At 67.8% G+C, this 24,129-nt stretch carries 18 protein-coding genes and 1 tRNA gene; 9 read left to right on the top strand and 10 right to left on the bottom strand.

Annotation, left to right across the window (positions count from 1 at the left end; all coding sequences use genetic code 11):
• Nucleotides 1-92 precede the first annotated feature (92 nt).
• Nucleotides 93-1,556 carry a peptidoglycan-binding domain-containing protein gene (locus tag C4N9_RS13595; RefSeq protein WP_109533891.1) on the bottom strand — a complete coding sequence of 488 codons (1,464 nt, stop codon included), beginning with the start codon at nt 1,554-1,556 and terminating at the stop codon, nt 93-95.
• Between the two features lie 196 nt (nt 1,557-1,752).
• Between C4N9_RS13595 and C4N9_RS13590 the strand changes: the two genes are divergently transcribed.
• The 5 genes from C4N9_RS13590 to C4N9_RS13570 all read left to right on the top strand — a co-directional run bounded on the left by C4N9_RS13590 (nt 1,753) and on the right by C4N9_RS13570 (nt 9,675).
• Nucleotides 1,753-1,828: transfer RNA gene (locus C4N9_RS13590), tRNA-Ile, on the top strand.
• A gap of 375 nt (nt 1,829-2,203) precedes the next feature.
• Entirely contained in the window at nt 2,204-4,450 is a 2,247-nt protein-coding gene (locus C4N9_RS13585; RefSeq protein WP_109533890.1) for an acyl-CoA dehydrogenase, read from the top strand.
• Nucleotides 4,447-5,730, top strand: a complete 1,284-nt coding sequence (locus tag C4N9_RS13580; RefSeq protein WP_109533889.1) for an acetyl-CoA C-acetyltransferase — start codon at nt 4,447-4,449, stop codon at nt 5,728-5,730. The genes C4N9_RS13585 and C4N9_RS13580 overlap by 4 nt, the downstream gene beginning before the upstream one ends.
• Nucleotides 5,727-7,796, top strand: coding sequence for a 3-hydroxyacyl-CoA dehydrogenase NAD-binding domain-containing protein (locus C4N9_RS13575; protein ID WP_109533888.1), 2,070 nt, complete (start codon nt 5,727-5,729; stop codon nt 7,794-7,796). Before C4N9_RS13580 ends, C4N9_RS13575 begins: the two co-directional genes overlap by 4 nt.
• Complete coding sequence (locus C4N9_RS13570) at nt 7,789-9,675, top strand: acetyl-CoA hydrolase/transferase C-terminal domain-containing protein (RefSeq protein WP_245902559.1); 1,887 nt, start codon at nt 7,789-7,791, stop codon at nt 9,673-9,675. Before C4N9_RS13575 ends, C4N9_RS13570 begins: the two co-directional genes overlap by 8 nt.
• 4 nt (nt 9,676-9,679) lie before the next feature.
• On the opposite strand, the gene C4N9_RS13565 is transcribed toward C4N9_RS13570, so the two are convergent.
• The 7 genes from C4N9_RS13565 to C4N9_RS13535 are packed head-to-tail and all read right to left on the bottom strand — an operon-like array spanning nt 9,680 to nt 16,837.
• Nucleotides 9,680-10,726 carry a phosphotriesterase family protein gene (locus C4N9_RS13565; RefSeq protein ID WP_109533886.1) on the bottom strand — a complete coding sequence of 349 codons (1,047 nt, stop codon included), beginning with the start codon at nt 10,724-10,726 and terminating at the stop codon, nt 9,680-9,682.
• Nucleotides 10,723-11,634 carry a CobW family GTP-binding protein gene (locus C4N9_RS13560; protein WP_109533885.1) on the bottom strand — a complete coding sequence of 304 codons (912 nt, stop codon included), beginning with the start codon at nt 11,632-11,634 and terminating at the stop codon, nt 10,723-10,725. The genes C4N9_RS13565 and C4N9_RS13560 overlap by 4 nt, the downstream gene beginning before the upstream one ends.
• Nucleotides 11,631-13,142: an amidohydrolase family protein gene (locus C4N9_RS13555; RefSeq protein ID WP_210404039.1), complete on the bottom strand. Its 1,512-nt coding sequence runs from the start codon at nt 13,140-13,142 to the stop codon at nt 11,631-11,633. Before C4N9_RS13555 ends, C4N9_RS13560 begins: the two co-directional genes overlap by 4 nt.
• Nucleotides 13,139-14,440: an aspartate aminotransferase family protein gene (locus tag C4N9_RS13550; RefSeq protein ID WP_109533884.1), complete on the bottom strand. Its 1,302-nt coding sequence runs from the start codon at nt 14,438-14,440 to the stop codon at nt 13,139-13,141. The genes C4N9_RS13555 and C4N9_RS13550 overlap by 4 nt, the downstream gene beginning before the upstream one ends.
• Entirely contained in the window at nt 14,437-15,684 is a 1,248-nt protein-coding gene (locus C4N9_RS13545; RefSeq protein ID WP_109533883.1) for an NAD(P)/FAD-dependent oxidoreductase, read from the bottom strand. The genes C4N9_RS13550 and C4N9_RS13545 overlap by 4 nt, the downstream gene beginning before the upstream one ends.
• A 45-nt stretch (nt 15,685-15,729) precedes the next feature.
• Complete coding sequence (locus tag C4N9_RS13540; RefSeq protein ID WP_109533882.1) at nt 15,730-16,074, bottom strand: RidA family protein; 345 nt, start codon at nt 16,072-16,074, stop codon at nt 15,730-15,732.
• A 16-nt stretch (nt 16,075-16,090) separates the two neighbouring features.
• A complete protein-coding gene (locus C4N9_RS13535) occupies nt 16,091-16,837 on the bottom strand; it encodes a TetR/AcrR family transcriptional regulator (RefSeq protein WP_109534063.1) in 747 nt (248 codons plus the stop codon).
• A gap of 168 nt (nt 16,838-17,005) precedes the next feature.
• Here C4N9_RS13535 and C4N9_RS13530 point away from each other — a divergent pair, with 168 nt between their 5' ends.
• The 3 genes from C4N9_RS13530 to C4N9_RS13520 are packed head-to-tail and all read left to right on the top strand — an operon-like array spanning nt 17,006 to nt 19,874.
• Entirely contained in the window at nt 17,006-18,292 is a 1,287-nt protein-coding gene (locus tag C4N9_RS13530) for a TRAP transporter large permease (protein WP_109533881.1), read from the top strand.
• Between the two features lie 10 nt (nt 18,293-18,302).
• Nucleotides 18,303-18,869, top strand: coding sequence for a TRAP transporter small permease (locus C4N9_RS13525; RefSeq protein ID WP_109533880.1), 567 nt, complete (start codon nt 18,303-18,305; stop codon nt 18,867-18,869).
• A gap of 3 nt (nt 18,870-18,872) precedes the next feature.
• Complete coding sequence (locus C4N9_RS13520; protein WP_109533879.1) at nt 18,873-19,874, top strand: TRAP transporter substrate-binding protein; 1,002 nt, start codon at nt 18,873-18,875, stop codon at nt 19,872-19,874.
• 146 nt (nt 19,875-20,020) lie between these two features.
• Here C4N9_RS13520 and C4N9_RS13515 read toward each other — a convergent pair whose 3' ends face one another.
• Nucleotides 20,021-21,526, bottom strand: a complete 1,506-nt coding sequence (locus C4N9_RS13515; protein WP_109534062.1) for an amidase — start codon at nt 21,524-21,526, stop codon at nt 20,021-20,023.
• Nucleotides 21,527-21,568: 42 nt separating this feature from the next.
• Entirely contained in the window at nt 21,569-23,086 is a 1,518-nt protein-coding gene (locus tag C4N9_RS13510) for a malonate--CoA ligase (RefSeq protein WP_109533878.1), read from the bottom strand.
• Between the two features lie 203 nt (nt 23,087-23,289).
• Between C4N9_RS13510 and C4N9_RS13505 the strand changes: the two genes are divergently transcribed.
• Nucleotides 23,290-23,967, top strand: a complete 678-nt coding sequence (locus C4N9_RS13505) for a GntR family transcriptional regulator (RefSeq protein ID WP_109533877.1) — start codon at nt 23,290-23,292, stop codon at nt 23,965-23,967.
• Nucleotides 23,968-24,129: the final 162 nt, after the last annotated feature.

Below are 24,129 nucleotides of genomic sequence, written 5' to 3'. Positions count from 1 at the left end.
CGTGTCCCCCGAGGAAGTTTGGCGCCGGTTACCCCATCCCGGCCCGGTGATCAATGCGCTTGACGGTCCCGGTCCCGCGGGATTGCGCGGCGTCAGCTTCCGCGGCGCGGGGTCCGCGGATTGAGGATCGGCGCGGGGCATGACGCGGCCTCGGCTTCGGTCAGGGGCCGCGTGCCGCTGGCGCGCCAGCGATCGGGCGGTCCCACGCGCAGGTCCGGTGCCGGGCGCGCATCGCTCAGCCCCACCGCCGAGGCGCGCCGCGCGCCCACGCGCTCCCAGTTCAGACGCTCGGCCCGGGTCAGGCTGTCGTCCAGCGCGTCGATATAATAGGTGACGTCGCGCCCCATCCGGGGCCCGCGTTGCGACCGGTTCGACACCAGCGCCTGCCGGGCAAAGGCGCGTCGGATCTGCGCGGGCGTCATCTCGGCCCCGCCCCGCGCCATGATCCGCCGCAGGATGCGCCGGATTTCCACGTTGCGCACGGCGGTATGCGCGGCGCGGTCGCTGAAAAAGGCGAAGTCCACCTCGGTAGGCTCCAGCCCGGCATGCCGCCACGCCTCGAGAAAGGTGCGGATCTTGCCGCCGTCGAAACTGGCCGAGTCATAGAGCCGGCGATAGATCGACCGCACCTCGGGGCTTCTCCCCAGATCGGCAAAGCCCTGCGCCCAGTATTCGCGCCGTTCCGGATCGGCATAGACGCCGCACAGGTAACGCCGCAATTCGCTATCGTCACCCAAGGGCAGAGACAGGTCGAACATCCGCCGCACCGCATCCGCCTCTGTCGCGAAGGCGCGGTCGATCAGGTCAGTGTCGAAGCGCTCGACGCGGGCGAGGATGGCCAGGATTTCGCGCCCGTGCCCGGCCGTGGCCCCGTTCGGCCCCCAGGTGAGATAGGACCAGCGGTCATTCGTCAGGCAGGTCGGATCTGCGGCGCCGGGATCGTAGGTCTCGCGGTTGTTCTGGCAGAAATTCCAGCGCGCCGGTTCGGTGATATCGGTGCCCTCGAAGGACAGAAGCAGCGCGCGGGCGCGGGCACGCGGCCCCGGCGGCGGCTGCATCGGCACCAGAAGCGACCACAGCGCCTGCGTGATCGCCCCGTCGCGCGCCGCGCTGTTTTCGGGCAGGCGCGCGGCGATCCCCTCGCATTCCGCCAGACGACGGATCGCCTGCCGTGTGCGCGGGCCGAACATGCCGTCGGGGTCGATGCCCATCCCGGCGCCGCATCCCAGAAGCGCCACGTTCAGCGCGTGCTGGAAAGTGGCGATATGGCCGCGCGCCCCGTCGATGAGGATGCCTTCGACCTCGCCCTGTTCTGGTCCGGAATAGGCGTAGAGCACCGGATCGGGCGGCGGCGGGGGATCTCCGGCCTGTTCTGGCCCGGCCTGTTGCGTCTCGCTTTGTTGCGGCGCCGCTTCCTGCGTGACGGCCTCGCCCGTCGACGGCTGCGCCGGTCCGGGCGGCGTCACATTCGCCGGTGGTGCCTGCGCCACGGCGCCCGTATCGGCCGATCCCGCAGGTGCCTGCGCCATCGCCGAACAGGCGAGACACAGCCACACGACCGCCCCTAAACCAACGCCCTGCATCTATCCCCGGAATGAATGAACAAAGAAATATCGGCGCAGGATACGGAAACCGGCGCCACCGGGTCAAGCTGAGCCGTTCAGGCCCCCGGGGCGCCCTGCCGTCACACCCGGAAAGGCGCGCTCCCAGATGCTTGACCCCCGCGTACAACCTGCTACGCAAGACGCGGCTGGGCCTGTAGCTCAATGGTCAGAGCAGGGCGCTCATAACGCCTTGGTTGGGGGTTCGAGTCCCTCCGGGCCTACCACCCTGCATGAACCGATGATGAACGTCTGCTGATTTCAAAACGAAAAATCCGGCGTGGTACATTGCGCGACTTTCGCGTGGTACGCTTTCATCTTTCGGGCATCCAGACGCGGCGAGCCTCGCCACCACGCCATTCCTGACGCCGCCCTTCACCTATTGTTGCCGGCCGATCCGGCACAGATCCCGGCGCCTCATCGTCTTGAAGGCCGCGAGCATCAGCGCGCGCCTCTCACCCCGGCGCCGGATCGGGCGTTACGTCTCTGCCGTTCCCTTCGGGCCCGCGAACACCCTTCTTTGCGCGGTCATGGCGTTGTCGCGGCGGAAAGCGTGGAACCTCCCGGCGAGGATACGGTTTCCTTTGCAGGAGGATCCTGTGATGAGCTTTCGCCGCGACCAGATAACCCGCCGCATCTTCAACTGGGCGCAGACCGCGCTGCCCAGCCTGTCCAAGACGGAATCCGAAGCCATCGCGGCGGGCGATGTGCATTTCGAAGCCGAACTGTTCGCGGGCAACCCGGATTGGTCCATGCTGCGCGACATCCCCGCGCCGACCCTGACCGGAGACGAGCGCGCCTTCATCGACGGCCCCTGCCGCGATTTCTGCAACATGCTGGATACGTGGCAGATCGACCGTCACGCCGCCGACCTGCCGCCCGAAGCGTGGGATTTCCTGCGCGAGAAGGGCTTTTTCGGGATGATCATCCCCAAGGAGCATGGCGGGCTGGGATTCTCGGCCTTCGCGCATTCCGAAGTCGTGCGCTACATCTCCAGCCATTCGGTCGTGGGCGCGGTCACGGTGATGGTGCCCAATTCGCTTGGCCCCGGTGAGCTGATCCTTCAATTCGGCACCGAGGCGCAGAAAAGCCACTGGCTGCCACGCCTTGCCCGGGGCGAGGAATTGCCGGCCTTCGGGCTGACCAGCGAACAGGCGGGCTCGGACGCATCGGCGATGGTCGATGACGGCGTGATCTGCAAGGGCGAGTGGCAGGGCGAAGAGGTTCTCGGCATCCGCCTGAACTGGGCCAAGCGCTATATCACACTGGCGCCAGTCTCGACCGTTCTGGGGCTGGCCTTCAAGCTGCGCGATCCCGATGGACTTCTGGGCGACGATCCCGAGCCGGGGATCACCTGCGCGCTGGTGCCGACCGACCTGCCCGGCGTCGTGACCGGACGGCGGCACATGCCCTCAGGGACGATGTTCATGAACGGCCCGACCGAGGGGCATGACGTCTTCATCCCGCTGGAAAACATCATCGGCGGTCCCGATTACGCGGGCAAGGGCTGGATGATGCTGATGAGCGCGCTGGCCGCCGGGCGCGGGATCTCGCTGCCGTCGCTTTCCGCCGCCGCGACCGCGTTGTCAGCGCATTCCACCGGCGCCTATGCCCGGATCCGTACCCAGTTCAACCTGCCCATCGGCCTGTTCGGGGGCGTGCAGGAGCCGCTGGCGCGCATCGCCGCCAATGCCTATGCCATCGATTCCGGGCGTCGCCTGACGACGGCGATCCTGGATCAGGGCAAGAAGCTGGCCGTAATCTCGGCGATCATGAAATACCACGCGACCGAGCGGATGCGCGCCAGCGTCAACGACGCGATGGATGTGCATTCGGGCAAGGCGGTGATCGACGGGCCGCTGAACTACCTGCAACCCGCCTATCGCGCGATCCCCATCGGCATCACCGTCGAGGGCGCCAACATCGTCACGCGCAACCTGATCATCTTCGGTCAGGGCGCGATCCGCGCGCATCCCTACCTGCTGGATGAAATGACCGCCCTGCAGAACGAGGACCGCGACAAGGCGCTCGACGATTTCGACCGTCTGTTCTGGGGGCATGTCGGGCATTCCACCAAGAACGCGTTCCGCGCCTTTGGCTCGTCGCTGACCGGCAAGGGCCGGGCGCCCGAGAATGCGGGCAAGGTGCGCGATCTCTACGGGCGGCTGGCCCGCTGGTCGTCGGCCTTCGCGATGACCGCCGACCTGGCTTTCCTGACGCTGGGCGGTGCGCTGAAGCGCAAGGAGATGATCTCGGCCCGGCTGGGCGATGCGCTGTCGGAAATGTTCCTTGTCGCCGCGGTGCTGAAACGGTGGGAAGATGACGGCCGCAATGAGGCCGACCTGCCGCTTGTGCGATACGCTGCCGAAACCTCGTTCCAGTCGATCGGGCGGGCGCTGGAAGCCACGATCGACAATTTTCCCGCCACCTGGGCCCGCTGGCTGTTGCGCCTGATGACGCGCCCGGGCGCGCATTCGCGCGGCCCCTCGGACGACCTGACCGAAAAAGTGGCGATGCTGGCCTATCAGCCGTCCGAGACGCGCAACCGGCTGGTCAGCGGCCTGCATCCGCCCGCGCCCGAAAGCGGGCTGGGCCTGCTGGAAACCGCCTATCGGCTGGTCCTGGATACCGAACCCTTGCGCAAGCGCCTGCGCGACCTGAAGAAAAGCCCGGCGGATGCGAAAGCGGCGGGTGTGTTGTCGGATGCTGAAATGGCCCGCCTGCAAGAAGCCGATGCCGCCGTGCAACGCGTCGTGGCGGTAGACGATTTCACGCCCGAGGCTTTGTCGGATCTTTTCCCCGGCACGACCACCGATCCCCGCCCCGACCACCGCGAGGCCGCAGAATGAGCAGACCCGTCTATATCGTCGATGGCGCGCGCACCCCGTTTCTGAAAGCGCGCGGCAAGCCCGGCCCTTTCACCCCCGTGGATCTGGCCGTGCAATGTGGCCGCCCCCTGTTGATGCGCCAGCCCTTCGCGCCCGAGGCCATCGACCTTGTGGTGCTGGGCTGCGTCAACGTCATTCAGGATGAAATGAACCCCGCCCGCGTCGCTGCCCTGCGGCTGGGGCTGGGCGACGAAACGGTGGCCTTCACCGTCCAGATCAATTGCGGCTCTGGGATGCAGAGCATCGACACCGCTTACCGCTACATCCGCGATGGCAGCCACCAGATGATCCTTGCCGGCGGGGCCGAGGCGCTGAGCCATGCGCCGCTGGTCTATCGTCACGAGGCGACGGAATGGTTCGGCGACATGGCCCGCGCCAGGTCTCCGGTCGACAAGCTGCAGACGCTGGCCGATCTGCGGCCCAACTTCTTCTCGCCGGTGATCGGGCTTGAACGGGGCCTGACCGATCCGATCACCAAGCTGAACATGGGGCAGACCGCCGAGGTGCTGGCGCATCGCTTCAATATCGACCGTGCCACCGCCGATGCCTATGCCGTGGAAAGCCACAAGCGGCTTGCCCGCGCGCAGGAAAGCGGCGCGTTGAAGACCGAGGTATTGCCCGCCTTCGCCCGGTCGGGCGAGGCCTACGAGCGCGACGATGGCGTGCGCCCCGACAGCTCGCTCGAGAAACTGGGCAAGCTCAAACCCGTCTTCGAGCCGCCCTATGGCAAGGTCACGGCCGGCAATTCCAGCCAGATCACCGACGGCGCCTCGTGGGTGCTGCTGGCCTCGGAAACCGCGGTCGAGGCGCATGGCCTGACGCCCATCGCCCGGATCGTGGACAGCGAATGGGCCGCGCTCGATCCGTCGATCATGGGCTTGGGGCCGGTTCTGGCGTCGACCCCGCTTGCGCAGCGCCACGATCTCGGGGTGACCGATATCGACCTGTGGGAACTCAACGAAGCCTTCGCGGCGCAGGTGCTGTCGTGCCTCGCCGCGTGGCAGGACGACGATTTCTGCCGCGAGGTGCTGGGCTACGACGCGGCCTTCGGGCGGATCGACCGCGACCGGCTGAATGTCGATGGCGGCGCGATCAGCCTCGGTCACCCGGTCGGCACCAGCGGCAACCGCATCGTGCTGCATCTGGCCAATGCGCTGAAGGCCCGCAATGGGCGCCGCGGCATCGCCACCGAATGCATCGGTGGCGGCCTTGGCGGCGCGATGCTTCTGGAGGCGGCATGAGCGATTTCCTCAACACCCTGACCCCCGACGCCGGGCCTGACGGGGCCTCGGACGTGCCCCGTGCCGACGGCGCCTCCGCGTGGCGACGCAGCGACGCGAAAGGCGTTGTGACGCTGTGGCTCGATTGCCCCGATACCGGCACCAACGTCATTTCCGAGACCGTCCTGCGCGAGCTGGACGGCCTTCTGGATACCTTGGGCGGTGCGAAAGCGCTGGTCATCCGTTCGGCCAAGCGGTCCGGCTTTGCTGCGGGCGCGGATATCGACGGGTTCGCCGATATCGGTCGCGACGCCGCGCTGGATCTGATCCGGCAGGGCCACGCCGTGCTTGACCGTCTGGCCGGGCTCGAGGTTCCCACCATAGCGGTGATCCACGGCAACACGCTGGGCGGGGGGCTGGAACTGGCGCTGGCCTGCGACCGGCGGATCGGGATCGACGGCGTCAAGGCGGGCTTTCCCGAGGTTCAGCTGGGCTTGCATCCGGGGCTGGGCGGCACCTTTCGCCTGACCCGGCTGATCGACCCCATCGAGGCGATGCAGGCCATGCTGACCGGCAAGTCGATCCATGACCGCAAGGTCAAGAAACTGGGTCTGGTCGACGCGCTGGTCCCCGAACGCCATGTGGACGCCGCCATCGAGGCCGCGATCCGGGGCGACTTGCCCGCGCGCGAGACGGGGCTCAAGGCCGGCGCGATGCGCCTGTCGCCCGCGCGCAGCCTTGCCGCGACCCGAATGCGGCAGGAGGCCGAGAAATCCGCGCCGCGCCGCCACTATCCCGCGCCCTATGCGCTGATCGACCTGTGGCACGACCATGGCGGCGACGCGGACGCCATGCAGAAGGCCGAGATCGAGTCGTTCGCGACGCTTCTCGAAAGCGCCACCGCGCAGGCGCTGATCCGCGTCTTCTTTCTGCGCCGGACGCTGAAATCGGGCGCCAGCGGGGCCTCGGGGATCGGGCATGTGCACGTGATCGGCGCGGGCGCCATGGGCGCGGAAATCGCCGCCTGGTCCGCGCTTCGGGGCAAGCGGGTTACGCTGGAAGACGTCAAGCTTGCCCCCCTGGGCAAGGCGGTAAAGCGCGCCGCCAAGATTTACGAAAAGCGCCACCTGTCTGGCATCGACGCGCGCGATGCGCTCGACCGGATGATGCCCGATCCCGACGGCCTGGGCCGCGCCCGCGCCGATCTGGTGATCGAAGCGGCGCCGGAACGCGCCGAGCTGAAGGAAAAGATCTATTCCGGGCTGGTCAACACGATGAAACCGGACGCGATCCTGGCGACCAACACCTCCAGCCTGCGGCTTGAGACATTGTTCGACGCAGCCCCCGATCCCGCCCGCTTCGCCGGGCTGCACTTCTTCAACCCCGTCTCGCGGATGCCCCTGGTCGAGCTGGTCTCGCACGAGGGTGTCGCCGCCGAGACGCTGGACCGGCTCGCGGCCTTCGTGGGCGAGCTGGATCGCCTGCCGGTGCGGGTCCGCGATTACCCCGGCTTCCTGGTGAACCGCGTGCTGGCGCCCTACATGCTGGAAGCCATGCTGATGCTGGACGAGGGCATGGACAAAGAGCGCCTCGACCGCGCCGCGCTGGCTTTCGGGATGCCGATGGGGCCGGTGACGCTGGCCGATCAGGTGGGGCTGGATATCTGTCTGGAAGTCGCGCGCTCGCTCGGCCGTGGGCTGGACCGCCCGGTGGCCGACGTGCCCGACTGGCTGGCCCGCAAGGTCGAGGACGGCGAAACCGGACGCAAGGCGGGCAAGGGTCTTTACGATTACGACAAGGAAGCGCCGCCCGAGACCGCTTCGGGCGACGACGAGGATGCGCGCATCATCGACCGGCTGATCCTGCCGATGTGCAATGCCGCCGTCGAATGCCTGCGCGAGGGCGTCGTGGACGATGCCGACCGGCTGGATGCCGCGATGATCTTCGGCACCGGCTGGGCGCCGTTCCGCGGCGGGCCGATGCATTACGCGCGGGTCCGGGGCGACGTGCCGGACACGCTGCGCCGGCTCGAAGAACAACACGGGCCCCGTTTCGCCCCCGATCCGGGCTGGGACCGTTTTGCCTGACGTTCCGCCAAGCGACGCGCCGATCAGCGGCGGGGCCATGCGCGTGGGGCCGGTTCTGGCCGATGCCGACGCCATCGCCGAAGCCCTGATCGCGCGCTGTGGCCCCGAGATCCGGCTGGCGCTGCCCCTGGGGCTGGGCAAGCCCGTGACGCTGGTCGATGCGCTGACCCGCTCCGTTGCCCGTCAGCCCGACATCCGCCTGTCCATCGTCACCGCGCTGACGCTCGAGCCGCCCGAGGCAGAGGCGGGGATGGCGAAGCGCTTCCTCGGGCCCGCGCGAACCCGGCTGTTCGGCGATTACCCGGTGCCGGAATACGCGCGCCTTCTGCGCGCGGGGCAACTGCCCGCGAATATCGAGGTGGCCGAGTTCTTCATGCTGGCCGGGCGCTGGCTGGGCGTGGAACAGGCGCAGCGCCACTATATCGCGTCGAACTATACCCACGCGCTGGAGGTGGTGCGCCGCTGGCAGCCCAACTTGGTGCTGCAGCTTCTGGCCGAAGAGCCTGACGGCGCGCTGAACCTGTCGTGCAATACCGACATCACCGCCGACCTGCTCCGCGACCGCGAGGCGGGACGGCTGGACTTCATCCTGGCGGGGGAGACGAACGCGCATCTTCCCGCCCTGCCCGGTCCTTCGGCGACGATCTCGGGCGCCGAGCTGGATTACCTTCTGCGCGACCCGCCGGATTTCGACCTTTTCTCGGTCGTGAAGCGCCCGGTGGGGCTGGCCGAGCACGCGATCGGGTTGCAGGTGGCGGGCATGATCCGCGACGGCGGCACGCTGCAGATCGGCATCGGCGCCATCGGTGACGCGGTCGCCCATGCGCTGATCGCCCGGCACGAGGGCCGGCTCGACGCGATGACCTCGGGCCGCCCCTTTGCCGCCCGCCTTCCCGCCGATCTGGCCGAACGCGGCGCCTTCGACACCGGGCTGTATTGCGTGACCGAAATGCTGGTGGACGGGCTTTTGCACCTGTTCGAAGCGGGCGTTATCCGCCGCGAGGTGGAGGGTGCGGCGATCCATGCGGGCTTTTTCGTGGATTGCCGGGATTTCTATCAGCGGCTGGCGTCCCTGCCGCCCGAGGCCCGCGCGCGCCTGCAGATGGTGCCCGTCTCGTTCACCAACCAGCTTTACGGCGACGAAAGCGCGAAACGGGCCGCAAGGCGGGATGCGCGTTTCGTCAATTCCGCGATGAAGGCGACGCTTCTGGGCGGGATCGTCAGCGATGCCACCTCGGACGGGCGCGAAGTCTCCGGTATCGGCGGGCAGTTCAACTTCATCGAACAGGCCTTCGCTCTTGATGGCGCGCGGGCGATCATCACCCTGCCCGCGACCCGCGAAAGCGGAGGGGAGGTGCGCTCGAACATCGTCTGGGAGCATCCGCATGAAAGCGTGCCGCGCGCCTATCGCGACGTGGTGGTGACGGAATACGGCGTGGCCGACCTTCGCGGCAGGCGCGACGAAGAGGTCGTCCGGGCGATGCTGCGCGTGGCCGACAGCCGCTTTCAGCCCGATCTGGTGGCGCAGGCGAAAAAGGCGGGGAAACTGCCGGACGACTTCACCCTTCCCGAAGACTGGACGCGCAACACGCCCGAGGCGCTGGCCGCATGGCTGGGCCCCAAGGCGCTGCCCGATTTCCCGTTCGGCACCGATTTCACCCCGGTGGAACAACGCCTTCTGCCCGCGCTGGACCGGCTGTCACAGGCGCAGGCCTCGCGCCGGGCCTTGGCCGGGCTGATCTGGGAAGGGCTGCGCGCGGATCCGAAGCGTCACGCCGGGGCGCTGGACCGGATGGCACTCGACCGCCCCGCCGGGCTGAAAGACCGGCTGGAACGCTGGGCCCTGCTTGGCGCGCTGGAACGCACCGACCGGGCCTGACGCCTCAGCGCAGCGTCAGCAGCCGCGCCGGATTCGTGACCAGAATATGGTCCACCTGAGCCTGATCGAACCCGCGCCGCAGCATCAGCGGCACCACATTGGCGAAGATATGCTGGAACCCGTGCCCGCCGAAACGTTCGAGCCGCCCCTTGGTGCAGACATCGTGGCTGATGAGGATCTGGTCGATATGCCCGCGCTCGACCAGCTTGCGCAGCCACTGGATGCGGGTCGCGTCATTGGGCAGGTCGATATCGGGATTGGGCCAGTAATAGCTCGTCTCCCAGCCGAACAGGTCATATTCGATCACCGCGCCGGTATCGGCCAGCCGGAACAGCGTGTCCTCGTCAAAGATCGTCCGGTCGATATGGCTCAGGATCAGCCGGTCCATCGGCCCGCCGCGCGCGGCCACGAAATCCGCCACTTCCTGCGGCTGGTCGGCCTCGCGCCCCGGATGCACATTCAGCGCGGCCCCGGTCGCCGCCTGCGCCTCGATGGCGGCTTCCATCACCTTCTTCTCGCGCTCGGTCCAAGGCGACTGGCAGCCGATCTCGCCGATGATCCCGGCCTTCACATCCGTGCCCCAGGCGCCGACCAGAACCTGATCGGTGATCTGGGCCACCAGCTGCTCCACGCTCATCCCGGCGGTTTCGGCCAGCTGGTATTCCTCGACATAATGCCCCGCGCCCATGACGATGGGCACGCCCGTTTCCTCGGCCATCCGGCGCAGCAGCAGCGGGCGCGGCCCCAGCCCGCCGACGGTCAGATCGACGATCGCCCCGCCGCCGGCGCGGGCCATTTCCTGCACCTCGTCGCGGACCACGGCGAAATCGTCGATGCGGTAATTGTCGGTGAAATGCCCCTGCCCGTAGCGCGCGCGAAAGCAGTTGCACATGTCCAGCGGGTCGTCGGTGACGCCCTCGGGCAGGGTGTCGCCGCGAAAGGCGGGCGGATTGAGATCGATGAACAGATGCTCATGCATCAGCGTGGCGCCCAGCGTTCCGGGCTCGACCAGTCCCGTAACGGTCTGAACCTTGCCGTGTCTGTCGCTCATGGCGCGTCTCCTTCTGCCAGTGCCGTCAGCCGTCCGCGGGCCATCTCGACATCGAATGTCTCCCGCGCGCCGATCAGCACCAGACGACAGCCCGCGACGGGCTTCGCCGCGGGCTCGAACGTGGCGCGTCGTCCGACCATCTGGAACAAGAGCGGCGCACCGGGCCGTTCGATCAGCGACACGAAGCCCTTCGCGCGGTAAAGCGCCGGGGCCAGATCCTCCATCAGCCGCTGGAACCCGTTGAACGGCAACGGCGCCGCGCTTTCCCAGTTCAGCGAGGCAAAGCGGGACGCGTCCTGCACGATCCCGGCGGGGTCATGGGCGGCCGTCCCCCCGGCCCCCGAGAACAGCACGTCCATCGGCAGCGCGTCGCGCGTGTCGAAGACCCGGACGCGGAAACCGGCCCCGATCCGCACACGCAGCGCCGACGCATCCCCGTCGCCCGCCTTCGACAGAAAGGCGAAATCCGAACCCTGCACCTGCGCGCGCCAGACCGGGTCGTCCATGCGTTCCGGGGTCTCGGCGATGTCCTCGGCGTCGATGAGGCACAGCGTGCAATCCAGCCGCAGATCGGCCCAGAGCACCGGATCCGCCAGCGTCTGCACGATGCCGCGCGGGTCGGACACGCCCGAGGCCTCGATCACGATGGCTTCGGGATCATGCGCCAGCACCTGCTTGAGCGCGCGCAGCAGGTCGCCCTGCAGGCTGCAGCAGATGCAGCCGTTATCCAGCCCGATCACCGCGTCGACCTGCCCCTCGATCAGCTCGACATCGACATTGATCGCGCCGAAATCGTTGACGATGGCGGCGATGCGGCGCTGTCCGCTGTCGAGCAGTCGGTTGATGAACGTCGTCTTGCCCGCGCCCAGAAAGCCCGTGACCACGATGACCGGAACGGGCGCGCTCATGGCGACAGGCCCCGGCCCCGGATCGCCCGGCCGGGCGCCGCGTCCGTATCCAGCGCGCCGTCGCGGATGACCGGGACGCCGTTGACGATCACGTGCCGCATCCCCTGCGCCGGACGGTTCATGTCCCGGAACGTGGCGCAGTCGCGCAGGCCGGCGGGGTCGAAGACGACCAGATCGGCATCGCAGCCCACCTGCACCCGCCCCTTGCGCCGCATGGCCGGGGCCGATGCCTCGATCACCCGCGTGGGAATGATCGTGCATTTGGCCAGCGCCTCCATCAGGCCGATCTTGCCCCGCTCGCGCACATAGTCGCCCAGAAATCGCGTGAAGGTCCCGGACGAGCGCGGATGCGACACCGCCGTTTCCGGCAGCGGCCAGGCTTCGCCTTCGTACAGGCTGCCATCGGGCATCACCCAGGGCAGCGCGTCCGAGGCGATGGCCCCGCCGGGATAGAGCACCGACACGTCCAGCAGGCGCTGATGCTCGGGATCGTTCTGGGTATCGAGGAAATGCCACAGGATGATATCGCCCGAATCCCGCGCCGCGGCGTCGCGTACGGCGCCCGCATCGGTGAACCGCTCGCCCGTGCGCAACAGCTCGACCCGGTCATAGGTCGATCCGGTGCGGCCGGTGAAATCGGGCTGTTGCAGGAAGCCCGCGCTGACCACCGTCGAGCCGGTGCCATAGGGATAGGCCTCGACCGTGATCGGCAGGCCCTGCGCCTGTGCCCGGCCCAGCACCTGCGCGGCCCGCTCGACATCCAGAAGCGAGGTCGAGTTCAGGTGGCAGACATGCATATGCGCGCCGGTGGCCCCGGCCAGTCCGATGATCTGCACATAGCTGTCGACCGAGCTTTCCAGGTCGATATTCGAGGCATTGGCGATATGGGTGAAGGTCACGCTTCCGGCCTCGGCGGCCAGATCGCAGACGAGCGCAAGCTCCTTGATCCCGGCGCCGGGCGCGTAGCCATTGGGGATGCCGATGCCGATGGCGCCGTCTTCCAGCGCCGCGCGCAGATGGTCGGCGATGCGTTCCGCCTCGGTGTCGCTTGCGGCCTCGACCGACCAGCGGCGGTCGTCCGCCCCCTGCCCCATGCCGATCATCGACGACACGCTGGCATCCGGCGCCAGGCCGATCTTCACCTGTTGGCGGGCGAAGAGCCAGGCCGCCGAGGTGCCGTAATTGCACACCCGCCGGCGCCCGGATTGCGCGGCGTACCAGTCCCGGACCGGCAGCGCGCCCACTTCCAGTTCCAGCGCGGTAGTCACGCCGTCGAAAGCCTGCATCCGGTCGGCGGCCAGCGACTGGCCATGCGCGTGGATGTCGACAAAGCCCGGCGCCACGACCAGCCCCTCAGCCTGCAATTCGACGCGCCCCGCGCCCAGGTCGCCGCCGATGGCAACGATCCGGCCGTCGCACAGCCCGATATCCGCGACACGGTCGAACCCGGTCGCAGGATCCATCACCCGGCCCCCGCGCAGAACGCAGTCGAAGCCCCTTTCGATCACAGCCCGATCCCTTCGCCCAGAGCGGCCAGAAAGCCGGCGATCTCGTCATCGCCGATGGCAAAGGACAGCGCCATGAGACCCCGCGCGGCGAAGTAATAGCCCCGTTCCTGCATCGTCAGGTGCAACAGCGCGAGCAGCTTGCGATCCATTTCGGCCGAGACGCCGCTGTCGGGATGGATGTTCATGATCGCGCCCATGCCGCTGACCCGGAAGGGCAGCCCGCGCTCGGCGAAAAGGGCAGTGAGGCTCGCCCGCAGCGTCTCGCCGCGCGCATAGAGCGCGTCAAGCGATACGGCGGTCAGGTAGGTGTCGATCGCCGTCACGCCCGCCGCCATGGTCAGGCTGTTGTTGTTGAACGTGCCCGCATGCGGCAGCGACCCGGCGCGCGAGGGGTCGAAATGGTCCATGATGTCGGCCCGCCCGCCGAAGGCGCCAAAGGCCAGACCGCCGCCGAAGAACTTGCCCACCGTGGTCATGTCGGGTGTGATGCCCAGCCGCGCCTGCGCGCCGCCTTCGCTCATCCGCGCGGTCTGCACCTCGTCGAAAATCAGGAAGGCACCGTGTTCGCTGGCAAGCTTGCGCAAGGCCTGCAGAAAGTCCGGCGCGCCCGGAATGCAGCCCCCCGCGCCCAGCATCGGCTCGACCAGCACGCAGGCGATCTTGTCCCCATGCGCCGCGAACTCGGCCGTGGCCGCGTCGATGTCGTTATAGGGCAGGCAGGCATAGTCGAAGGGCACGTTGACCGGCGATCCGCCGCCGCCGAAGGTCAGGAACCCGCCGTGATAGCCGCCCTTGAACACCACGACCGTGCCGCGCCCGGTGACCAGCCGCGCGGCGGTCACGGCCATCAGGTTGGCCTCGGTCCCGGAATTGGCGAAGCGCACGCGATCCATCGAGGGGAACCGGGCGCAAAGCCGCTCGGCCAGCTCGACCTCGTAGGGCGTGTGCGAGGACAGGTTGATCCCGCGCGCATGGGCATCGGCCAGCGCCTTGGCCAGGACCGGCGAGGAATGGCCGAAGATGCCCGCGGTGAACTCGCCCAGCAGGTCGACATAGACATGCCCGTCCACGTCGCGGATGCGGCAGCCCTCGCCGCCCTCGATGCAGAGCGGGAAGGGTTCGGACCAGAGCGAGGTGCGGGTATTGCCGCCGGGCAGGACCCGGCGCGCGCGGTCGAGCGCGGCGGCACTGCCCGGGTTGCGCGCGACATAGGCGTTCAGTGCGGCGGCATGGGCGGCATCGAGACGCGCGGCATCGACCGGGATCTTCGGGTTCGGAGTGGCGAGCGGTTGCGTCATCGAATTGTCCTTTTGAGCTGCGTGGCGGGCGCCAGCGCATCGTGAAGCGGGGAAGTCTCGCCCGCCATGGCTTGGGCCAGCAGGCCGGCGGTGGTCGGGCCCAGCGTGAGGCCCTGGTGGCCGTGACCGAAATTGACCCACAGGCCGGTCTGGCCCGGCACCGCGCCGACCATCGGCAGCATTCCGGGCAGGCAGGGGCGCGTGCCGAACCATTGCGGCGCCTCGACGCGCGGTCCCAGCTCGATCAGGTCCGCGACCTGGCGCTCGGCCCGGCGCAACTGGCGCGGATCGGCGGGCGCGCCCTGCGGCACCAGCGCGGCGCCGGTGGCCATCCGCAAACCGTCGCGCATGGGCGTCAGGACAACGCCGTTATCGGCATCCAGATAGGGGCGGCGCGGACGCTGCGGCGCATCGTAATGCGCGTGATAGCCACGCTTCAGAACCATCGGCACGCGCAGGCCGAACCGGCGCAGCAGCGCGCCGGTCCAGGGCCCCAGGCACAGCACGGCCCGCGCGGCCGAGATCGGGCCTTCGGGTCCCCTGACGCGCCAGCCGGACGGCGTGGCGCTCAGGCTGTCGGCGTCCACCTGCACGAACCGCCCGCCGCGCCGCACGAACAGGTCGGCATAGGCCGCCGTCAGGGCGCCGGGATCGGCGACGCTCCAGCTTTTGGTGTAATGCACCGCGCCCGCCGGTGCCGCTTTCAGCGCCGGCTCCTCGCGCAGCCATTCGGCGCCGTCCAGAACGCGCGATTCGATGCCATAGGTTTCGGCCAGCCGCGCGGCATTCGCCGCTTCGGCCTCGAACCCGGCGGCATGTCGGAACACCAGCGCCAGCCCGTCGCGCGCGATCAGGTTCTCGGATCCCGAGGCCGCGATCAGCGGCGCGTGATCGGCGGTCGAGCGCGCGGTCATCTGCGCATAGACCGCGCCCAGCGCCGCCCGGCGCGACGGCGCCGAGGCCAGCCAGTAGCGCCACAGGGCGGGCGCCATGCCGGCGACGCCCGAGGGCGACCAGACAAGATCGTTCGACCGCCCCAGCGCATAGCGCAAGAGCTCGCCCATGGCGCGCGGCATCGCGTAGGGTTCGGCGGCTTCGACCTGAATGATGCCCGCATTGCCGAAGCTGGTCTCGCGCCCCGGTTCGCGGCGGTCGGCCAGCGTGACCGCATGGCCCTTTTCCTGCAGCGCCAGCGCGGTGGAGACCCCCACCATCCCGGCCCCGAGAACAAGAATTTCCGACATGTCGTTTCTTTCAGGTTGCGCGCCGCTCTCCCCCGGCGCGGCGGATCAGGCCTTGGCGATGACGGTGATCTCGACCTTGGCGTCGATCATCAGGTCCGCGCGAACGGTCGTGCGCACGGGAAGCGGATCGGCGAAGAACTGGCCGTAGACCGCGTTGAACGCCGCAAAATCGGCGGTATCGGTCAGATAGCAGGTGCACGACACCACATTGGCCAGCCCCAGCCCTTCGGTTTCCAGCGTCGCCTGAATGCGGTTCAGGCAGTTGCGGGTCTGCGCTTCGATCCCGGCGGGGATCTTGCCCTCGGCGTCAAAGCCAAGCTCGCCCGACAGGTAGACGGTGCTGTCGATGCGGCGGGTTTTCGAGAACGGGAGCTTGGGAAGATCGGTCATGGTCGTGTCCTTTGTTTCACGATGTGGGGGTTTGGTTGGGGGCATGGGCCGAAAGGCCTTCGATCAGCAGATCGAGCAGGAAGTCGAAACTGCTGGCATAAGAGACGTCCTTGCCGTTTTCCCAGCGCAGGACGAAGATCCGGTTCGAAAATTCCGGCAACACCGAATGGGTGTAGGGAAAGAGCGCAGGATCGATGCCGGCCACGCGTTCGGCGAACAGCGCCTCCCATTCCTGCGCCTTGTCGTCGGGCGCGGGCGCGAATTCCATCGTCACGAAACCGCACAGCCCGCCGATCAGCGCGTTGAACGCGTCCCGCATCCCCGGCCCGCGATAGCCCGCGTCGTGCAGCGCGGTCAGCACCGCCTCGACCAGCGCGAGGTTGGCGACGCCGTTGGATTTCAGCTGCGCACCCAGAAGCGGCGCGACATTGGCGTGATCGCTGACGGCTTCGCGGTAGGACAGGAACACCGTGCGCAACCGGTCCTGCCACGGCTTGTCGCGCGGCAGGCTCTGGCTCACCTCCGCGGTGAAGCGCGCGGCGATCTCGCCGAACAGGTCTTCCTTGGTGCCGCCGACATGCCAGTAGATGTTGTTGGGAGACACGCCCAGCGCGCGGGCCAGTTCGCGCATCGAGAAGGCGTGAAAGCCCTTCTCGTCGATCTGCGCGATGGCGACATCGACAATCCGGTCCTTGGTCAGCCCGACCGCCGCCGCGCGTCCGCGCGGCTTGCCGTTGGTTTTCTGTTCTTTTTTCTCGCTCATCTCCACCACGCTGCAAAATATTTAGGCTAAATCTAATTATTTCTTGCAATGGGGCGCTTGCTCCATTCATTTATAGAACACTGTGCAATTGAAAGATCAACAGACCTCGACATCGCACGGCGCAGTTTTTTCCCCGACGCCGTCACAACACCACGACCAGGAGCGCCCATGGCCGCACTTCCGATCCTCCTTTTGTCCATCGCCTTGCTGTTCGGCGGGGCGGTGCTGGCGCATCTGATCGGGGCCGCCTCGGTGCTGTCGTTCTTCGCGGCTGACCGCGCGCGGTTCCTGGCCGCCGCGCCGCAACGGATCATCGCCCATATCGACCTGTTCTCGATCATGTCGATGCCGCTGTTCATCCTGGCGGGCGAGATCATGAACCGCTCGGGCGTGACCAAGGCGCTCATCGATCTGGCCATGGCGCTGATGGCACGGCTCAAGGGCGGGCTGGGGCATGTGAACATCCTCACCTCGGTCTTCTTCGCGGGCATCTCGGGCTCGGCCATGGCTGATGCGGCCTCGGTATCGAATACGCTGGTTCCGGCGATGCGCAAGGCGGGCTATACCTCCAGCTACGCGGGCGCGATCACGGCGGCCTCGTCGGTGATCGGACCGATCATTCCGCCGTCCATCATCATGATCTTCTACGGCGCGCTGATGAACACCTCGGTCGCGGCCATGTTCATCGCCGGGATCCTGCCGGGTCTGGTGATGGCCGGCGCGCTGTTCGCCGCCAATGCGTGGATCGCCCACCGCCACAACCACCCCACGGGCGAACGCATGCCCCCGCGCGAGATCCTGCGCCGCTTTGTCTATGCCCTGCCCGCGACGGTCATTCCGGTGATCATCCTGTCGGGGATCGTGTTCGGGATCATGACCCCGACCGAGGCCGCGGGCGTCGCCGTCTGCTGCGCGATCATCGCGGGCCTGATCTATCGGCAGATGACGATCCGCAAGCTGATCGAAAGCCTCGAGCGCACCGCGATCCTGTCAGGGTCGATCTTCATCCTGCTCTCGGCGGTGGCGATCTTCGGCTATCTGGCGGGCCTGGAACAGATCCCCGCGCGACTGGCCGAGCAACTGATCGGGCTGGGCTTCGAGGGCTGGAAATACCTGCTGCTGCTCAACGTCGTCTTCCTGGTCGCGGGCATGTTTCTGGAGGTTCCCGTGGCGCTGGCGCTGCTGGTGCCGCTGCTCGTCCCCACCGGGATCGAGATGGGCGCCGATCCCGTGCATCTGGGCATCGTGATCATCGTCAACCTGACGCTGGGCATCGTCACCCCCCCGTTCGGCGCGGCGCTTCTGGTCGTGTCGGCGGTGTCGGGGACGCCCTACTGGTCGATCGCGCGCAAGGCCGCGCCCTTCCTGCTGGTGCAACTGGGCGTGCTTCTGCTGCTGACCTTCGTGCCGGAAATCAGCCTGTTCCTGCCGCGCCTGACCGGCTTCGTGAATTGAGGATCCGACGATGACCAACGTGTTTTCCTCCGACTCCGTCCTCGTCCGTATCGCCGACCGCGTCTATGCGCTCTCGGAAGCGATCAACTGGATCGCGCGCCGCGCGGCCGGGCTGTTCTTTCTGGGCATGCTGGCCACGATGATGCTGCAGGTCATCGCCCGCTACGCCTTTGACTCACCCCCCTTCTGGACCGAGGAGCTGGCCCGCTGGCTGATGGTCTGGGGCGGGCTTCTGGGCGCGTCCTGCGCGTTCCATACCCATGCCGACCCGGCAATGGTGAACCCGCCTGCGAACGTGGTCTGGCGGCTGAAGGCGCAGGCCTTTTCGCGCTTCGTGGGCTCGTGGCTCTTCTTCCTGCCGGTGCTGTGGTTCACCTACCCGTTCTTCATCCGCCAGATCGGCCGCACCTCGGAAGGGCTGGAAGTGTCGACCGCGTGGATGGCGGCGGCACTGCCGGTCGCGCTGATCCTCATCCTCTTCCACGGCCTTGCGGGACTTGGCGCCCTCGTTTCGCCGCGCGTGCTGGCACGCGAAACCGTCTATGCCACTCAATTCTCATCCCATGCCACGGAGTGATCAATGACCCTTTCCTTCCGCCCCCTTACCGCCGCAGCCGCGCTGGCCTTTGCCTTTGCCGCGCCCGCCGCGCATGCCCAGTCGATCGCCATCGCGCTCGATTCCACCCCCGACCGTGAAACGCAGGGCAGCTATCGCTATGTCGACACGATGCTGTCGACCCTGCGCGACATGGGCTGGGAGACCGAGAGCTTCCCGCGCGATTCCATCGGCGGCGAAGACGAGCGTCTGGACCAGATCCGCGCCGGGATCCTCGACATGTCGATGTCGAACTATGCCGTGACCTATCAGTTCGTGCCCGAAATGCGGGTGATGCAGCTGCCCTATACCTTCGCCAATTCGCAGCATGTCTTCGACTTCTTCACCGAGAGCGACTATCTCGACACGATCAACGAAGAGCTGGCGGCCGAAGGGATGCACGTTCTGGCCATCGTGCCCACGGGCGGTATGCTGGGCATCTTCAACAACCAGAAGGAAGTGCGCAGCGTGTCGGACATGCAGGGCCTGCGGATGCGCGCGCTCGATGCCAACCAGCTGGAAATGTTCCGCATGATGGGCGCCGACGGCGTCGTCATCCCGTTCTCGGAAGTCCCGAACGCGCTGCAGACCGGCATCGCCAACGGCTATGTCAACGCCTCGGTCGTGCCGCTTGCCTTCGGCCAGGCCGACCTGTTCACCAACTTCACCGATGCCCGCGTGATCATGTCGGCCCGCGTCGCGCTGGCCTCGACCGCGTGGTGGGACGGGCTGTCGGACGAACAGCGCGCCCAGCTCGAAGAAGCCTCGCTCGCCGGTCTGCGTGATGTCTTCGCCTGGGTCGAGACCTCGCAGGAGGAATCGATGGAGGCACTCGAAGCCGCCGGGATCGCGGTCTACCGCCCGAACGACGATGAAATCGCCACGTTCCGCGACGCGACCGCCAGCATGGCCGAGCTGCTTGAAGACGTCGACCCGGCCCGGATCGAGGAACTGCGCGCGATGGTCGCCGACTACGCGCCCGAATAATCCCGCCTTCATCAAGAACGTGAAGGGCGCCGTTCCGCGGCGCCCTTTTTCATGCGCGGGACGGCTGACGCCCCATCAGGACGCAAAATGCCGCCCCGGCAGGACCGGAGCGGCACAGGACAGCATGGGGAAGCCCGGGGCTGCGCTCAGAAGCTGAGGAAACCGGGCGCGTCCGAGAGCGGCGGGGCCGAGCGCAGCGCGGCAAGGTCGGGCGCGCGCGGCGCCAGGTCGGGGATCGACGCGATGATCGCCTCGATCTCGGCGGCGACGGCCAGCACAGCGCGGTCGGCATGGCGCCGCCCGACGATCTGCAGACCGAAGGGCATTCCGTTCGCATCGAACCCGCAGGGCACGGTGATCGACGGGTGGCCCGCCAGGGTCGAGGCATAGGCCATCGCCAGCCAGTGGTAATAGCTCTGCGTGGGCTTGCCGTCGATCTCGGCGGGATAAAGCTCGTGCCAGTCGCGCGGGCTGACCGTCACCGCGGGCGACAGGATCACGTCGTGATCCCGGAACCAGTCCTGCCAGCGAAGGTAATAGGCCGTCTGATCGGTGAAGGCAGCGGCGAAATCGTCGGCGCCGTAACCGCGGCCTTCGATCACGTTGTCGCGGACATTCGGCCCCACCTTGTCGGGATGCTGATCGAAGCGCGTGCCATGCGTGGACACGAACAACAGCCCGCGCAGCACCGCGAAGATGCGGTCGGCGCCGGTGCAGTCGGGCGTGGTATCCTCGACCCGCCCCATGAAGGGCGCAAGCGCCGCGACAGCCTTGCGGAAATGGTCGCGGACGATCGATTCCGTCGGCGCGAAGCCGTAATCCTCGGTCACGGCGATACGCAGCGCCGACAGATCGACCGGCGGCAGCGTGGCGAAATCGGACGGCTCCCACGCGGTGCGCCCGTCCACGACCGTGGTGAAGGGATCGCGGCCGTCGGGGCGGGCCAGCACCGACAGCATCAGCCCCGCATCGGCGACATTGCGCGCCATCGGTCCCGAGGTCGAGAGCGGCACAAGGCCGATCCCGCGCTTGTCGCCGGGCACGACGCCCGGGCTGGGCCGGAACCCCACCACGCCGCAATAAGCCGCCGGGTTGCGCAGTGAACCGCCGGTATCCGAGCCGGTGGCGAGCGGCGCATACCCGCAGGCCAGCGCCGCCGCCGACCCGCCCGAGGATCCCGCGCAGGTCCGCGTCAGGTCATAGGGATTGGCCGTCGCCCCATAGACCCGGTTGCGGGTGTTGCCGCCCGCGCTCCATTCCGGGTTGTTGGTCTTGCCGAGCGGGATCGCGCCCGCGCCGCGCATGGCGGTGACCATCGCATCGTCCCCGGTCGCGATATTGCCCGCGAACAGCTCGGACCCGAAGGTGGTGGGCAGCCCCGTGACGTCGATCATGTCCTTCACGCCAAACGGCAGCCCGTGCAGCAAGCCCAGCGCGTCGCCCCGCGCCTGCGCCTCGTCTGCCGCGCGCGCGGCCTTGCGCACCGCGTCGAAATCCCGCGCGACCAGCGCGTTCACCGCGTGATCCACGGCCTCGACCCGGGCGATGCAGGCCTCGGCCAACTCGCCGGCGCTGAGCGCCTTGCGCGAGATCGCCCGGCGCGCCTCGGTGGCCGACAGATCCGCGGGATCGGTGGCGTCTGGTTTCGTCATCTGTCGCTCCATCTCTGCCCCTTTGGCAGGGGCCGTCTTCCGTCACTGACCGCGCGCGATGTCGCGATAGGTCTCGCGCAAGGCCGCCTTTTGCACCTTGCCCATCGTGTTGCGCGGCAGCGCGTCGATCACGATGTAATGGCGCGGCTGCTTGAAACGGGCGAGCGTCGCGTCCAGCGCGGCGCGGATCGCGTCGGTATCGGGGGTCGCGCCGGGCTCGGGCACCAGAACCGCCAGCACCGTTTCGCCGAAATCGGGATGCGGGACGCCCACCACCGCGCTTTCCAGCACGCCGGGCTGCGCGTCGAGTTCCAGCTCCACCTCCTTGGGGTAGATGTTGTAGCCGCCCGAGATGATCAGGTCCTTGCCGCGCCCCACGATCGAGACATAGCCGTCCTCGCTGATCGTCCCCAGGTCGCCGGTGATGAAGAACCCGTCCGCGCGCAATTCCTCGGCGGTCTTCTCGGGCATGTTCCAGTAGCCCTTGAAGACATTGGGACCGCGCACCTCGATCATGCCGACTTCGCCGCGGGGCAGCTCCGCGCCCGTGGCCGGGTCGGTGACCTTCACCTCGATCCCCGGCATCGCCGGCCCGACGGTGCCCGGCCTGCGGTCGCCCTCGTAGGGGTTCGAGGTGTTCATGTTGGTTTCCGTCATGCCGTAGCGTTCGAGGATCCGGTGCCCCGTCCGCGCCTCGAACTGGCGATGCGTTTCCTCCAGAAGCGGCGCGCTGCCCGAGATGAACAGCCGCATCCCCGCCGTGACCTCGCGGTCAAGCCGGGGATCGGCCAGCAGCCGGGTATAGAAGGTGGGCACCCCCATCAGCGTGGTCGCGCGCGGCATGTGGTCCAACAGCGCCGGCACGTCGAGCCTGGGGAAGAACACCATGCTCGCGCCCGCCGACAGGATCACGTTGGTCGCCACGAACAGCCCGTGGGTATGGAAGACCGGCAGCGCATGCAGCAGCACATCGTCTGCCGTGAAGCGCCACAGATCGACCAGCGTCTGCGCGTTCGACATCAGGTTCGACTGCAACAGCATCGCGCCCTTGGACCGGCCCGTCGTGCCCGAGGTGTAGAGAAGCGCCGCCAGGTCGTCCGCCGCGCGGGTCTCGACCGGGCGGATCGCGGTCACGTCGCGCGCCCGATCGACAAGGCTTCCGCCGCCCGAAGCATCGAGCGTCAGCACCTGCCCGCCGATCTTGCCCGCGATCGGCGCCAGCGTTTCGGCATCCTTCGGATCGCACACCGTCAGCGCCGCGCCGCTATCGGTAACGAAATAGTCCAGCTCGGCGCCGGTATAGGCGGTGTTGAGCGGCAGGAAGACGAAACCGCCCCGCACGCAGGCGGCGTAGAGCATCAGCGCCTCGGGCGATTTCTCGACCTGCACCGCGACACGGTCGCCCGGCTTCAGCCCCAGATCCGCCAGCGCGCTGGCCATCGCCGCGGCGCGGGCCAGGAAATCGCGATACGCGATCTCGGCGCCGTCGGGCAGATAGAGAAACACCCGGTCGCTGCCCTCGTGCGGGGCGAACAGGCGGTCGTAAAGCGGGTTGGTCATGGCGTTCTCCTTTCCGGCTGGGGCGTCGGGTCCGCAAACGGCGACACTGCCCGCGGCTGCGTACCGATGCCCGGACGATCCGGGCGGATCGACAGCCGGACGCGTGCGATTGTCGTCTGTGTAGCAAGAATTGCACTTTATGCAAACGAAATTGTATGCAATCTTTCTGTTGCGCCGCATGTCGCGGCTGGCTAGGCAAGGCTATGGCCCGGGATCACGTCGAACGCATAGAAAGCGCGCTGCAGGACGCGATTTTCGAAGGACGCTATGCCGATGGCGAGCGCCTGGACGAAACACGGCTGGCCACGCAATTCGGCGTCTCCCGCACGCCGGTGCGCGAAGCACTGCGCCGGCTCTCGGCTACCGGTCTGGTCGAGCAGCACGCCAATCGCGGCGTCTTCGTACGTCAGCCGGGGCCGGTGGACCTGTACGAAATGTTCCAGGTCATGGCCGAGCTCGAAGCCTTCTGCGCGCGGCTTGCCTGCAGCCGGATCGCGCCCGACACCGTCACCGCCCTGCGCCATGCCAACGATGCCTGCGCCGCTGCCGCGGACAACAACGATATCGACACCTATTACGAAGCGAACGAGACCTTTCACCGCCTGATCTACGATGAAAGCGGCAACGCGTTCCTGGCGGCACGGTGCCGCGACCTGCAGAAACGGCTGCGTCCCTATCGGCGCACGCAGCTGCGCGCGCCGGGACGGCTGACACAATCGCTCGCCGAACACGCGCAGGTCGTCGACGCCATCGCGGCGGGCCAGCCCGACCGGGCGGCGGCTGCCCTGCGCGATCATGTGTCGGTGCAGGGCGAGAAATTCCACCGCCTGATGAGCGCCTGGCGCGCGGTGGCCAGAACGGACTCGCCCCGAACCGGCTGATACACCCGGTTTCCCGGTTGATATACACAACAGATCGCCGTTAGTGTCCCCGAGCCATGGATGGGAGAGACCGATGCAGACCTCGAAACACACGCGCGTGCTGATCATCGGCTCGGGGCCTGCGGGCTATACGGCGGCGGTTTACGCGTCGCGGGCGATGCT

It is taken from the genome of Pararhodobacter marinus, from assembly GCF_003122215.1.
Lineage (GTDB): Bacteria > Pseudomonadota > Alphaproteobacteria > Rhodobacterales > Rhodobacteraceae > Pararhodobacter > Pararhodobacter marinus.
Note: the sequence above shows the minus strand (reverse complement) of the source record. Positions and strands in the feature narration are given on the sequence as shown.

Coding starts and splice junctions, on each gene's coding strand:
- C4N9_RS13580 (WP_109533889.1), top strand. CDS start 4,447: ATGAGCAGACCCGTCTATATCGTCGATGGCGCGCGCACCCCGTTTCTG.
- C4N9_RS13535 (WP_109534063.1), bottom strand. CDS start 16,837: ATGAGCGAGAAAAAAGAACAGAAAACCAACGGCAAGCCGCGCGGACGC.
- C4N9_RS13550 (WP_109533884.1), bottom strand. CDS start 14,440: ATGACGCAACCGCTCGCCACTCCGAACCCGAAGATCCCGGTCGATGCC.
- C4N9_RS13510 (WP_109533878.1), bottom strand. CDS start 23,086: ATGACCAACCCGCTTTACGACCGCCTGTTCGCCCCGCACGAGGGCAGC.
- C4N9_RS13560 (WP_109533885.1), bottom strand. CDS start 11,634: ATGAGCGCGCCCGTTCCGGTCATCGTGGTCACGGGCTTTCTGGGCGCG.
- C4N9_RS13545 (WP_109533883.1), bottom strand. CDS start 15,684: ATGTCGGAAATTCTTGTTCTCGGGGCCGGGATGGTGGGGGTCTCCACC.
- C4N9_RS13530 (WP_109533881.1), top strand. CDS start 17,006: ATGGCCGCACTTCCGATCCTCCTTTTGTCCATCGCCTTGCTGTTCGGC.
- C4N9_RS13525 (WP_109533880.1), top strand. CDS start 18,303: ATGACCAACGTGTTTTCCTCCGACTCCGTCCTCGTCCGTATCGCCGAC.
- C4N9_RS13575 (WP_109533888.1), top strand. CDS start 5,727: ATGAGCGATTTCCTCAACACCCTGACCCCCGACGCCGGGCCTGACGGG.
- C4N9_RS13585 (WP_109533890.1), top strand. CDS start 2,204: ATGAGCTTTCGCCGCGACCAGATAACCCGCCGCATCTTCAACTGGGCG.
- C4N9_RS13505 (WP_109533877.1), top strand. CDS start 23,290: ATGGCCCGGGATCACGTCGAACGCATAGAAAGCGCGCTGCAGGACGCG.
- C4N9_RS13565 (WP_109533886.1), bottom strand. CDS start 10,726: ATGAGCGACAGACACGGCAAGGTTCAGACCGTTACGGGACTGGTCGAG.
- C4N9_RS13515 (WP_109534062.1), bottom strand. CDS start 21,526: ATGACGAAACCAGACGCCACCGATCCCGCGGATCTGTCGGCCACCGAG.
- C4N9_RS13520 (WP_109533879.1), top strand. CDS start 18,873: ATGACCCTTTCCTTCCGCCCCCTTACCGCCGCAGCCGCGCTGGCCTTT.
- C4N9_RS13540 (WP_109533882.1), bottom strand. CDS start 16,074: ATGACCGATCTTCCCAAGCTCCCGTTCTCGAAAACCCGCCGCATCGAC.